This is a genomic window from Enterococcus mundtii (genome assembly GCF_002947535.1).
Lineage (GTDB): Bacteria > Bacillota > Bacilli > Lactobacillales > Enterococcaceae > Enterococcus_B > Enterococcus_B mundtii_B.
Genome location: NZ_PUAP01000050.1, coordinates 38,334 through 50,875, shown reverse-complemented (window position 1 = coordinate 50,875; position 12,542 = coordinate 38,334). Strand labels below are relative to the sequence as shown.

General features: G+C 39.6%; 12 protein-coding genes. 2 read left to right on the top strand and 10 right to left on the bottom strand.

Going from position 1 to position 12,542, the window contains the following annotated elements:
- Positions 1-5: 5 nt before the first annotated feature.
- Positions 6-692 carry a 2,3-diphosphoglycerate-dependent phosphoglycerate mutase gene (locus tag CUS89_RS14530; protein WP_010734478.1) on the top strand — a complete coding sequence of 229 codons (687 nt, stop codon included), beginning with the start codon at positions 6-8 and terminating at the stop codon, positions 690-692.
- Between the two features lie 537 nt (positions 693-1,229).
- Here the strand turns inward: CUS89_RS14530 and CUS89_RS14525 are convergent.
- Positions 1,230-1,637 (bottom strand): CPBP family intramembrane glutamic endopeptidase, encoded by a 408-nt coding sequence (locus CUS89_RS14525; protein ID WP_181055378.1) that lies wholly within the window; start codon positions 1,635-1,637, stop codon positions 1,230-1,232.
- A gap of 865 nt (positions 1,638-2,502) precedes the next feature.
- On the opposite strand from CUS89_RS14525, the gene CUS89_RS14520 reads away from it, so the two are divergent.
- Positions 2,503-3,357 carry a carbohydrate binding domain-containing protein gene (locus CUS89_RS14520; RefSeq protein ID WP_104872654.1) on the top strand — a complete coding sequence of 285 codons (855 nt, stop codon included), beginning with the start codon at positions 2,503-2,505 and terminating at the stop codon, positions 3,355-3,357.
- A 165-nt stretch (positions 3,358-3,522) separates the two neighbouring features.
- Here the strand turns inward: CUS89_RS14520 and deoD are convergent, their stop codons facing one another.
- The 9 genes from deoD to deoC all read right to left on the bottom strand — a co-directional run bounded on the left by deoD (position 3,523) and on the right by deoC (position 12,536).
- Entirely contained in the window at positions 3,523-4,230 is a 708-nt protein-coding gene (gene deoD / locus CUS89_RS14515; protein ID WP_104872653.1) for a purine-nucleoside phosphorylase, read from the bottom strand.
- Positions 4,231-4,253: 23 nt separating this feature from the next.
- Positions 4,254-5,069 (bottom strand): purine-nucleoside phosphorylase, encoded by an 816-nt coding sequence (locus CUS89_RS14510; RefSeq protein ID WP_104872652.1) that lies wholly within the window; start codon positions 5,067-5,069, stop codon positions 4,254-4,256.
- Between the two features lie 85 nt (positions 5,070-5,154).
- On the bottom strand, positions 5,155-6,321 hold the full coding sequence (deoB, locus tag CUS89_RS14505) for a phosphopentomutase (protein ID WP_104872651.1): 1,167 nt from the start codon (positions 6,319-6,321) through the stop codon (positions 5,155-5,157).
- Positions 6,322-6,415: 94 nt separating this feature from the next.
- Positions 6,416-7,372, bottom strand: a complete 957-nt coding sequence (locus tag CUS89_RS14500; protein ID WP_104872650.1) for an ABC transporter permease — start codon at positions 7,370-7,372, stop codon at positions 6,416-6,418.
- Entirely contained in the window at positions 7,372-8,505 is a 1,134-nt protein-coding gene (locus CUS89_RS14495) for an ABC transporter permease (RefSeq protein WP_019723071.1), read from the bottom strand. Before CUS89_RS14495 ends, CUS89_RS14500 begins: the two co-directional genes overlap by 1 nt.
- Positions 8,498-10,060, bottom strand: coding sequence for an ABC transporter ATP-binding protein (locus CUS89_RS14490; RefSeq protein WP_104872649.1), 1,563 nt, complete (start codon positions 10,058-10,060; stop codon positions 8,498-8,500). Before CUS89_RS14490 ends, CUS89_RS14495 begins: the two co-directional genes overlap by 8 nt.
- 247 nt (positions 10,061-10,307) lie before the next feature.
- Positions 10,308-11,393 carry a BMP family lipoprotein gene (locus tag CUS89_RS14485; RefSeq protein ID WP_104872648.1) on the bottom strand — a complete coding sequence of 362 codons (1,086 nt, stop codon included), beginning with the start codon at positions 11,391-11,393 and terminating at the stop codon, positions 10,308-10,310.
- Positions 11,394-11,456: 63 nt separating this feature from the next.
- On the bottom strand, positions 11,457-11,855 hold the full coding sequence (locus CUS89_RS14480; protein ID WP_104872647.1) for a cytidine deaminase: 399 nt from the start codon (positions 11,853-11,855) through the stop codon (positions 11,457-11,459).
- An 18-nt stretch (positions 11,856-11,873) separates the two neighbouring features.
- On the bottom strand, positions 11,874-12,536 hold the full coding sequence (deoC, locus tag CUS89_RS14475; RefSeq protein ID WP_066026475.1) for a deoxyribose-phosphate aldolase: 663 nt from the start codon (positions 12,534-12,536) through the stop codon (positions 11,874-11,876).
- Positions 12,537-12,542: the final 6 nt, after the last annotated feature.

Below are 12,542 nucleotides of genomic sequence, written 5' to 3'. Positions count from 1 at the left end.
TAAACATGCCAAAATTAGTTTTTTCTCGTCACGGTCTTAGCGAATGGAATGCATTGAACCAATTTACTGGTTGGGCAGATGTAAACCTAGCACCAGAAGGAATCGAAGAAGCAAAAGAAGGCGGACGTAAAATCAAAGAAGCTGGAATCGAATTTGATGTTGCTTATACTTCTGTATTAACTCGTGCCATCAAAACTTGTAACTTGATTTTAGAATACTCAGATCAACTTTGGGTACCACAAATCAAATCATGGCGCTTGAACGAACGTCATTATGGTAAATTACAAGGACTAAATAAAAAAGAAACAGCAGAAAAATACGGTGACGAACAAGTTCACATCTGGCGTCGTTCATACGACACTCTTCCTCCATTAATGGAAGCTACTGATGAAGGTTCAGCAGCAAACGATCGTCGTTATGCAATGTTAGACAAACGCGACGTACCTGGTGGAGAAAACTTGAAAGTTACTTTAGAACGCGCATTGCCATTCTGGCAAGACGAAATTGCACCAGCTTTGTTAGACAACAAAACTGTCTTAGTTGCTGCACATGGTAACTCTTTACGTGCATTAGCAAAACACATCGAAGGAATCTCTGATGAAGACATCATGGATCTTGAAATCCCAACAGGTCAACCACTTGTTTATGAATTAAACGACGACTTGACTGTCATCAAAAAATACTACTTATAATAGATCCTTTATTGTAAGTAAGACAGCCCCCTCACCTCCTACTATTGTAAGAGATGAAAGGGGCTGTTTTTTTTGATATTGGATAGACGGCAGTCTTAGCTATCAAATGCGAATGACATCAATTTACATAATAACTAAAGTTTATAATAGTAAGTACTGTTTGAATAAACAAAAAATTATGAGAGAAGGCGTAACATTGAGAGAAAAAAGAATGTTTGGTTTATCCCCTGTCACACCAATGGCGCATGAACAATGGACAAATTCTGAGCAACTCTCTTTTCAAAAGCTATGATCTTAGGAAAGATTTTAATAGCGGTAGTTTATCTCTTCGTGCTATACAGCTATTACTATTACAAAATATAGTAGACTCCAATTAGTTCTGTATATCTTATTCGTTATGTTTGTCTTTGTATACTATAAATCTCCTTTTTCAGGTTATGAACCAATCTGTAATCATTTCTGAACAACTCGAAAGATTCGTTATGTAAGAGATTTTACTAACAGACCAGCCTAGCTATTCTTTCTAGGTCGGGCTGTTTATTGGATAATAGATAGCGAGAGGACAAATAGATTATACGAGCTATGTAACATAATAGCAGATAATATATTGTTGGTTTTCACGTATAGATAGGTTGTAGCTAAAGTCAAAAATAGGACTTGGACCATCGCTAATAGATTTCCGCCATATGTAAAGCTATGCCCATAGAAAAAGAATCCTGTTGAAACAAAACCAAGTACTATTTTCAACCAATTAGACTCAGTTATACTCAAAAATAGGTAGCGGTAAACTAATTCTTCTCTTATTGGGGCAATCACTATGACAGAAAATAGAACAACACTATCGTAATTTTGTGAGACTACTGCAAAACTGCCAAATACAAGTACCATATATATAAAATTCGTCACTAACAAAAGTAGCAAAGTGAATCCTACTTGTTTCATCATTGACAGATTCATACCTTGTAATGCTCGATTTAATTCGGGCATGCAAAGTAAGTAAATAAATAAAATCATTATCAGATTTAGACCCAATTGGTTATTTTCTAATAGTATGAAAATGGTCTTACTTCTTATTATTCCGAAGTTTGTTATACAAAAAATGGTTATCCAGACAGTTAAAATGATACTTTTTATGAGAGTTAGCCGCATATGATCTATCTTCATCTTGACCACCAATTAATAAAACTATGAGTCATCCATCTTGTCCCCCTTCTCACCGTCTCCTGAAAAATCAAGCAGTAATCTCCTAGATAGTTAAAACACTGTAATTCTCTTTCTCATCGCATTCCCAACATACAATGCTTATGTTTATTAAATAAACAATATCTTTTGGTATTTCACTTCCAATTTATCAACTTGCTATGTAAAAGTACTCTTTATTATTTTCATTACCCCTTTCTCAATTATCTCCAAACATGACCTATTACTTTTTCATTATACCTCTTCCTTTTTTTGCACAGCAAGATGGCAGACAATCATTCAGTTGTGGAGCGAACATTTTTGTAGAAACTTATATAAATCTCATTCTTATATCCTGTTTCTAAGAGGAATTTTTCATTTGTATGAGCTATCTCTACCACTCTCCATCTTTTCTTATGTTGCTAATAAATGAAATTAAGATAAAAATCAACCTCATAAAACTATTTATTTTATCATTTTTTTCTAATAATAAATGTTATAGAGGAAAAAGCGTTTACAAGACCGCTATTTTCTCGGTTATGATTAATTTGTGAGATACAGACAAACTATATGGCTGCATCTTACAAACAAAATCAAAAAAAATATAAAATATAGAGTGAGGAGATACAAGATGATCAAAAATAATTTAAAAACAATGATGGCAGCAGGTATGGTATTTTTAAGTTTAGGAGGATCCGTTTCGACATTCGCAACAAGTCTATCAACAACTGACTTCGTTAGTACAAGCAAACAGGCAATTGAGCAACAATTGTATATCCATAATGGTGACTTTAATGACGGGTTTGATCGTTGGATCGTTAGTGACCCAGATTCAAATAATCCCACACTTCAAACCGTTAATGGAAATAACTTTGCTTTAGCAAGAAATGGCGAGAATGTTCACCAATATGTGACATTAAAACCAAATACCACGTATACATTCAGTTATGATGTTGCAGCAAGCGAATCAGCACCTGGACGTGTTGAATTGGGGATCATGAATCACGGTGTCGGTTTCGATGTATTAGAACGTAGTGAACATAATAATGAGAACTGGGAACGTGGTAAGCTTACATTCACGACTCCAGACACTGAAAATACATACCTTGTCCGTTTTGCTTCTACATGGAATGGTTGGGCGCAATATGACAATATTCAAGTAGAAACAGGCGTCACTGAAACTCGTTTATTATCTGCAGGGAGAGAAGGAAGTCAAGCATTTGCTTATTTAACTATAACTAACGAACAATTTAACAGCTCACATAGATACGCCGTTTATGTCGACGGAAGATATATTTTTGAGACACATAGAGGAATTGCCTACTATTCTTCTATCAGAAGATTTGATGGAATGGTTCAAGCACGCCGAGCTTTTGCAGGTAGAAAAGGGCAACTGGTCGAAGTTTATCGATTACATGGATTCCCTGGAAGTGGTAGTGCAGGACGAGTATTATTAGAGTCACTGACTTTGGATGCTGATATTTAATTCCAGAGTAATTAGCAACTACTGTTGATCGTCAACGTAGCAGCTTTTAAGACTAGGAAGAATGCCTCTTCTTTCTAGTCTTTTTTTATTTATCAAAAAAAATGACTGCCTCATTTTCTCTTAAAAGAAAGTTGGACAGTCATTTTTTTATTATTTAGTGATTATTTACCCTTGAATCGCCGTTTCCAATCCAACTTCAATCATGTCGTTGAATGTTGTTTGACGTTCGCTGGCTGTTGTTTCTTCGCCGGTGATCAGATGGTCACTGACAGTCATGATCGCTAGTGTTTGCACATGGTATTTTGCACCTAGATAATACAACGCAGCAGCTTCCATTTCCACGCCCATCACACCAAGTTCTGCTAACTTGAATGTCTCTGTCAAATCATCTTTGTAGAAAGAATCTTCTGATAGTACATTGCCGACATGTGTAGTAAAGCCTTTTTCCTTTGCCACTTCGTATGCTTTTAACAATAAGTCAAAATCACAGATGGGTGGAAAGTGGAAGGCGTTGAAATTTTTTTCGATCATAGAAGAACTTGTCGCAGCTCCTTGTGCTAACACCAAGTCGCGAACATGTACGTCTTTTGACAAGGCACCGCACGTACCAACACGAATCAATTTTTTTACGTCATAAGAATTGACTAACTCATGCGCATAGATCATCGCTGAGGGCATACCCATTCCTGTTCCTTGAACAGAGACTCTTTCCCCTTTATACGTTCCAGTATAACCAAGCATACCGCGTACTTGGTTATAGCAAACTGGGTTCTCTAAAAAAGTTTCTGCAATATACTTCGCTCTTAGTGGATCGCCAGGAAGTAAAATCTTGTCTGCAATCTCTCCTGGTTTTGCTTCGATATGAACACTCATTTTCGGACCTCTCAATCAATTTTTTATAGTAAAGAAAGTGTTTCTTTGATCAATGATTTAAATGTTTGTTTGACTCTTTCAGTTGTTTCAACGACTTCTTCGTGATTCAAGTTTGCTTGCATACCAGCGGCTAAGTTGGTGATACAAGAGATTCCTAAGACCTTCAAACCGCTATGGGCTGCAACAATGACTTCTGGTACAGTCGACATGCCCACTGCATCTGCTCCCATCACTCGGGACATGCGAATCTCAGCTGGTGTTTCGTACGTTGGACCAGAATAGCCCATATACACGCCTTCTTTTAATTCTACGTCTAGCGATGCCGCTGCTGCTTTTGTGATTTCACGATACGCTTTTGTATAAGCTTCACTCATATCAGGGAAACGAGGGCCCATTTCTTCGTCATTTGGTCCAATCAATGGATTTTGACCTGTAAAGTTGATATGATCCGTGATCAGCATCAAATCACCTGGTGCAAATGATTCATTCACGCCACCACACGCATTCGTCACAACAACTGAATGAGCGCCTAATGCAGCCATCACTCGTACTGGATAAGTGACTGTTTGCATCGAATGACCTTCATAAAAATGGAAACGTCCTTGCATCGCGAGTACTTTTTTACCTGAAAGTGTTCCATAGACAAGTTGACCCGCATGCCCAACAACTGTCGAAGTTGGGAAGAACGGAATCTTGTCATAAGGAATCACGATTGCTTCTTCGATTTCCTCTGCTAATTCACCTAAACCTGAACCTAAGATCATGCCAAAATCGATTGTTCCAACGCCTTTACTTTTGATAAACGCTGTCGTCTCTTGTAACATCTCATTTAATTTCATTGTTTTTCTCCTATATATAAAATTTTGATTATTCTATCTTACATAATAAAGCCAATGATGATTCATTGATGGATGATGCGCGTCGTTATTTCAATAGTTTTAAAAAGCTTTCGCCATTTTCAGTTGCTGCTACGTCAAAGTTTTCGGCAATCGTTGCAGAGATATCCGCATAATAACCTTGTGGTAAACTACCTTGTCCACTCATTTGTTTACTGTAAGCAAGTAGTGGCACATATTCGCGAGTATGGTCGGTACCAGTGAAGGTTGGATCATTCCCATGGTCAGCCGTGATCAATAATAGATCATCATCAGCCATTGCATCTAATAATTCTGGAATACGTAAATCAAACGCCTCGATAGCATGTGCATAACCAACTACATCACGACGGTGTCCGTATAATGCATCAAAATCGACTAAGTTTGTAAAACTCAAACCAGTAAAGTCTTGTTTCATCACATTCAATAATTGATCCACGCCGTCCATATTACTCTTCGTGCGGACAGAATCGGTGATACCTTGACCATTGAAAATATCATTGATCTTACCGACTGCGATAACATCTTTGCCCGCTTCTTTCAATGAGTCTAAAACCGTATGTCCAAATGGATCTAATGCGTAATCGTGACGGTTGCTTGTTCGCGTAAAGTTACCTGGCTCACCAAGGTATGGACGGGCAATGATCCGACCGATCATATAAGGATCATCTTTTGTAATTTCACGAACATATTCGCAAATCCGATAAAGTTCTTCTAAAGGAATAATTTCTTCATGTGCTGCAATTTGTAACACTGGATCAGCTGACGTATAAACGATCAAGTCGCCGGTTTTCATTTGATGCTCACCAAAGTCGTCAATGACCGCTGTTCCACTATAAGGTTCATTACAAACGATTTTACGTCCAGAGAAATCTTCGATTTTCTTCAATAATTCATCAGGGAAGCCGTTTGGAAAAACACGAAATGGGGTTTTGATATTCAAGCCCATGATTTCCCAATGTCCTGTCATTGTATCTTTGCCGACAGAAACTTCTTCCAATTTTGTCGCATACCCTTGATGATCTTGCACTGCTTCGACCCCTTCTAAAGGACGAATCGTTCCTAATCCAAGTTGTTCCAAATTGGGTATCGTCAACCCAGCTTCTTTGGCAATATGACCTAAAGTATCCGAGCCTTTATCTCCGAATTTTTCGGCATCGGGTGCTTCTCCGATTCCGACTGAATCCATGACGATCAAATGTACACGTTTAAACATGAGTATTCCTTCTTTCTATTTATTTTCTTTATAAAGTAAAAAGGACGAGCCGAAAAAAACTTCCCGTAACCCGCCCTTTTTAATCACTAAACGATTATTTGGATTTTATATAATTCTTACCGTTTGCTTTTGGACCAGATGCTTTACCTAAGAAAGCGACTAAAACGATGATCGTTAACAGATAAGGTGCAATCTGTAGTAAAACTGGTGGAATTGAAGAAATCACTGGTAATTGTGCGCCGATGATACTTAAACTTTGTGCAAACCCAAAGAATAAGGATGCGCCCATCGCGCCTAGTGGATTCCATTTACCAAAAATCATTGCAGCCATTGAGATAAACCCTTGACCGACAATCGTTCCTGCTGAAAAGTTCCCAGAGATCGATTGAGCAAAAACAGCCCCACCCATTCCTCCAAGAAGACCAGAAATCAAGACACCTGAATAGCGCATCGCGTACACATTGATCCCTAGTGTATCCGCAGCTTGCGGATTTTCCCCAACAGAACGTAAACGTAAACCAAATTTAGTTTTGAAGATGACAAACCATGCGATAACAGCAATCAAAATCGCACAATACGCTGGTAAAAACGTACTTCTAAAGAAAATTTGACCAATCACTGGAATATCAGATAGTCCAGGGAATGAAAAGTAACCTAAGTTTTGTGAGATATTATCTGTTTGACCTTTACCATACCATGCTTTGATCAAAAATACACCCAAAGCAGGTGCCATCAAATTGATGACCGTTCCGCTGATGATATGGTCCGCTCGTAAGCTGACCGTAGCGACTGCATGTATCAAGGAAAAGAGAACACCAACCACGCCACCGACTAAAATAGCGATCCAAGGAGTCATTGAGCCTAATGTGTCACTCATCGTCAAGTTGAAGACGACTGCACTAAACGCCCCCATCACCATGATGCCTTCTAACCCAACGTTGACGATCCCGCTTCGTTCAGAAAACGTTCCGCCTAAGGAGGTTAAAATCAACGGTGTTGAATAAACAAGTGTTGATGTAAGGATCAAGGAAATCAGTTCTACTGTTGACATTACAGCTCTCCTCCTTCTTGATTTTGATGATTTGGTTTCGTTTCAATCGTTGCGACGATCTCTTCTTGTTTTTTCCCTTGGAAGAATTTCGCCATAAGGAAACGAATCAAGAAGTTGATCCCCACGAAGAAGATGATCAAGGCAATCGATACATTGACGATTTCAAACGGTACCCCAGCACCAGTTTGCATCCCTAATCCACCGATTTTTAGAACACTGAATAATAGCGCAGATAACAAAATCCCGATGGCAGAACCAGAACCTAATAAGGAAACGGCCATACCGTCAAACCCAATGGATAATGAAGTTGTTTGAACGAAGAAGTTTTGGTATGTTCCCAGTCCTTCGACCACACCACCTAGTCCAGCTAATCCACCAGAGATAACCATAGATAAGACAATTGTTCGTTTACTACTCATTCCCGCATATTCAGAGGCATATGGATTCAATCCAACAGAACGGATCTCAAAGCCTAAGGTTGTTTTCTTCATGACGATCCATACAAGCACTAACGCAATCAGTGCCAAGAAGAGTCCGCCATTCACACGAGAGCCTCCAAACATCTGGGTCAGCCAAGGAATACGTAAGGAAGCATTCTCACTGATCATATTTGAAGAGTCTAAACTTGAACGATAAGATTCAGGCATTATTTCATGAAGTGTATACGTACTTAAATAGAGCAAAATATAATTCATCATGATCGTTACGATAACTTCACTTGTTCCAAAGAACGCACGTAACAATCCTGGAATAGCTGCGGCCATTGCCCCAGCAAGTGCACCTAAAATCACGCACATTGGCAATAAAATGATTTTTGGTAGATCTGGAAAAGCTAACGCCGTCCAAATGCTTATGATCCAGCCACAAAGTGCTTGTCCAGAAAGCCCGATATTAAAGAATCCGGCTGAATTTGCAACAGAAAAACCTAAGGCTGTAAAAATCAAAGGTGTTGCTTGTCTTAACGTTTCACCGATACTTCGTTGTGAACCTAACGAAGCATTCAACATCGAAGAATATCCTTGGATTGGATGATAACCAAAGGCAACCATCAAAATAGCACCTAGAATCAACCCTAAAATAACCGAAAATATAGGCACTAGCAGATTACGGAACCTTTCGCTACGATCATTCATGTGTGTCACCAACCTTTTCTAACTCTCTACGTGCTTCTTCTAAAGTATAACCCGCCATCAATAGACCTAGCTCGTTTTCAGATGTTTCTTTTGGATCAACGATCCCCACGATTTTTCCTTGATGGATTACCGCAATACGATCGGACACATTTAAAATTTCTTCTAATTCAAAACTAACCAATAAAACTGCTTTGAATTTATCACGTTGTTCAATCAAACGTTTATGGATAAACTCGATTGCACCAACATCTAACCCACGTGTCGGATTCGCAACGATCAGCAGATCAGGGTCACGATCGATTTCACGAGCAATGATGGCTTTTTGTTGGTTCCCACCCGATAAAGCTTTCGCTGGCACTAATTCGCTCGTTGTTCGTACATCATACTCATCGATTAAATCTCTGGCATGTTCATTCATCACACCATAGTTCAACAAGCCATTTTTACTATACGGTTTTTGATAGTAGGTTTGCATGGCAATATTTTCGGATAAAGTCATATCAAGAACCAAGCCATATTTATGTCGATCTTCTGGCACATGTCCTAGCCCAGATTCTGTGATTTTACGTGGTTTTTTATTCGTGATCTCTTCGTCTTTCAAACGAATCGTTCCACTTTCAACTTTACGTAAACCGGTTAACGCTTGAATCAACTCCGATTGGCCATTCCCATCGATTCCAGCGATCCCCAACACTTCACCCGCTCGAACTTCTAGACTCAAATCTTTTACCGCTTCTAATCCACGGTTTTCTTTAACTACAAGATTTTCTACAGAAAGCACCACTTCTTGTGGACGTGCTTCTTTTTTCATTGTTTTGAATGAAACGGTTCTTCCGACCATCATATCGGCTAACTGTTGCGAAGAAACATCTTTCACATTGACAGTTCCGATCCCTTGACCACGGCGAATGACCGTACAACGATCGGCAACTGCTTTGATCTCATCTAATTTATGCGTGATCAAAATGACCGACTTTCCTTCTTTGACCAACTCTTTCATGATCACGATCAATTCATCGATTTCTTGCGGCGTCAATACAGCTGTCGGCTCATCAAAAATCAAGACATCTGCACCACGATAAAGTGTTTTTAAAATCTCCACACGTTGTTCCATACCGACAGAAATATCACGAACGTACGCATCCGGATTCACTGCTAAGCCGTATTGTTCAGATAATCGTTTGATTTCTTCCCGGGCTTTCTTGCGATTCAAGATACCGCCTGCACTTGGCTCACTTCCTAGTACGATATTTTCTGTTACTGTGAATGCATCGACTAACATAAAGTGTTGATGCACCATTCCGATCCCTAATTGATTGGCTTTCGTCGGGCTCGTGATGTTTACTTCTTTGCCGTGCATCAAAATCTCACCTGATGTTGGCTCTAAAAGACCTGATAAAACATTCATTAACGTTGATTTACCTGCACCATTTTCACCAAGCAAGGCATGGATTTCTCCTGCTTTTACTTGAAGGTTGATGTTGTCATTTGCTTTGAAAGTACCGAATTGTTTCGTGATATTTCGCATTTCGATGACAATATTTTCTTGATCCACATTTTTCACATCCTAACAATTTATATCCAGGCGACATTGTTTAAAAAATAAAAGGGACGATGACGATCGTTCACAAAACGTCGCTCATCGAGTAACCAAAATCCAAGAAGCTAAGCTACTTGTAACAAGTTGTTCCCTTATCCAAATCGGGGTACCTAGCAACTTGCATAAAAAAACAACATTAGTAGATAACTAAACGATAGCCCTGTTAAACAATTGTCCAACAAGGCTATAGAAATGGTATTTATTAGCTTTCAGGAGTTTCAGGAACTTCGATGTCACCTGAAATGATTTTTTCTTTTGCTTCGTCTACTGCTTTTTTCGCTTCGTCAGAAAGTTGGCCTTCAGTGATACCTACACCGTCTTCTTTCAAACCATAAACAGTGTGTTCGCCACCAGGGAAGTTACCGTCTGCTGATTGTTGAGCTAAATCTTTTACAACTGTTCCTACACCTTTAAGTGTTGATGTCAATGTGAAGTTTTTGTCTTCACCATTCAATGTGTAGTTTCCTTCGTCAGATTGGTCACGGTCAACACCGATTACCCAAACTGTTTTGTCGCCTGATTCATTTAATGATTTTGCTTCTTGGAAGACACCGTTACCTGTACCACCTGAAGCATGGAAAATGATGTCAGCATTTTGTGCGTACATACCTTGTGCGATTGAACGTCCTTTATCTGGAGCTGAGAAATCACCTGCATATTGGTTCAATACTTCGATGTCTTTGTTCAACGCTTCAGCGCCTGCTTTAACTCCGGCATTGAAACCAGCTTCAAAACGGTCGATTACTTCACCTTTAACACCACCGATAAATCCAACCACATTTGTTTCAGTTGTGTAAGCTGCTGCGATTCCTGCAAGGTAAGAAGCTTCGTTGTCTTTAAATGTTGCTGAAACGACGTTGTCTTTTCCTTCGATCACATCATCAATGATTGCAAAGTTTGTTTCAGGGTTACTTGTTGCTTGTTCTTCGATTGCAGGTTTCAATTTAAACCCGATCCCAAAAATTGTTTTGAAGCCAGCGTTTAACGCTTGATCGATATTTGGAATATAATCTGATTCATTGGCAGATTGGAAATATTGGAAGCCATCGTTTCCACGTGACAAGCCTTGCTCTTTACCCCAATCTTCTAACCCTTCCCAAGCTGACTGGTTGAATGAACGGTCGTCGACGCCACCTGTATCTGTAATCAATGCTGCAGTTGCTGTTCCTGATGCACTGTTTCCACCGGTTGAATCAGTAGAATCTGAACCGCCGTTACCGCATGCGCTTAAAAGTAAGCCTGCTGATAGTGCGATAGCACCTAAACCAAATAATTTTGCTTTTTTCATTTCTGTAAAGCCCCCTAAAAGTAATTGTTTTTTCAACAGTCAGCTGACTGAATTGAACATAGTTTATAAATCTTTTTCTGAAAATGCGTAAGGTAATAACTCTCTTACGGTCATTGTTTTCGTCACACCATCGTCGCCAACCAACGTGACTGGCATCTCTGGCTCACAAAATTCTGCCATTACTTGGCGACAAGCACCACATGGAGAAATCGGTTCAGGCGTATGACCTGCAACGACTAGATGTGTAAAGTCCATTTCTTTTTCAGATACTGCTTTAAAAAACGCGGTACGTTCTGCGCAATTCGTTAAACCAAATGACGCATTTTCGATATTCAATCCTTGATAGGTTTTCCCAGATGCTGTCACTAAACAAGCACCTACTGGAAATTTGGAATAAGGCACATACGCTTTATCCAAGGCGTCGATAGCGATATCGATCCATTCTTGTTTGATTTCTGACATCTTTTTCTCCTTAGAATATTAATAGCCTTCGCCAGTTGAACCGGACATGATCGACACACCAGCACTTGTACCGATTCGTGTGGCACCTGCTTCGATCATCGCAACGGCTTCCGCTTCATTGTGGATACCTCCTGAAGCTTTTACGCCCATTTCTGGACCAACCGTTTCACGCATCAAGCGGATATCTTCCACTTTCGCGCCACCTGTTGAAAAACCAGTAGATGTCTTCACAAAATCAGCTCCTGCAGCTTTCGCTAATTCGCAAGCTTTGATGATTTCCGCTTGTTCTAACAAGGCTGTTTCAATGATTACTTTAACTAACGCGCGGTCTTTTGCAGCTTCGACTACCGCTTCGATATCTTTTTTCACGACATCGTCTTGTTCAGATTTCAAGGCACCGATATTGATGACCATATCCACTTCATCTGCGCCATTTTCGATCGCATTCGCTGTTTCAAATGCCTTTGTCTCGGCTGTGTTTGCTCCTAATGGGAAACCAATGACGGTACAAACAGCGACTGGCTCACCTTGTAGTTCCTCTTTCGCCAAGGCAACCCATGTTGGATTGATACATACTGAATAGAAATGATGTTTTTTTGCTTCCTCAATAATGCGCATCACATCTGCTTTTGTTGCATCTGCTTTTAGAATTGTGTGGTCGATCATTCGATTTAATTCCATGTCTCT

Bases quoted from the DNA above. Each gene is read 5' to 3' on its own strand.
- CUS89_RS14530 (WP_010734478.1), top strand. From the start codon at position 6: ATGCCAAAATTAGTTTTTTCTCGTCACGGTCTTAGCGAATGGAATGCA.
- CUS89_RS14525 (WP_181055378.1), bottom strand. From the start codon at position 1,637: ATGATGAAACAAGTAGGATTCACTTTGCTACTTTTGTTAGTGACGAAT.
- CUS89_RS14520 (WP_104872654.1), top strand. From the start codon at position 2,503: ATGATCAAAAATAATTTAAAAACAATGATGGCAGCAGGTATGGTATTT.
- deoD (WP_104872653.1), bottom strand. From the start codon at position 4,230: ATGAGTGTTCATATCGAAGCAAAACCAGGAGAGATTGCAGACAAGATT.
- CUS89_RS14510 (WP_104872652.1), bottom strand. From the start codon at position 5,069: ATGAAATTAAATGAGATGTTACAAGAGACGACAGCGTTTATCAAAAGT.
- deoB (WP_104872651.1), bottom strand. From the start codon at position 6,321: ATGTTTAAACGTGTACATTTGATCGTCATGGATTCAGTCGGAATCGGA.
- CUS89_RS14500 (WP_104872650.1), bottom strand. From the start codon at position 7,372: ATGTCAACAGTAGAACTGATTTCCTTGATCCTTACATCAACACTTGTT.
- CUS89_RS14495 (WP_019723071.1), bottom strand. From the start codon at position 8,505: ATGAATGATCGTAGCGAAAGGTTCCGTAATCTGCTAGTGCCTATATTT.
- CUS89_RS14485 (WP_104872648.1), bottom strand. From the start codon at position 11,393: ATGAAAAAAGCAAAATTATTTGGTTTAGGTGCTATCGCACTATCAGCA.
- CUS89_RS14480 (WP_104872647.1), bottom strand. From the start codon at position 11,855: ATGTCAGAAATCAAACAAGAATGGATCGATATCGCTATCGACGCCTTG.
- deoC (WP_066026475.1), bottom strand. From the start codon at position 12,536: ATGGAATTAAATCGAATGATCGACCACACAATTCTAAAAGCAGATGCA.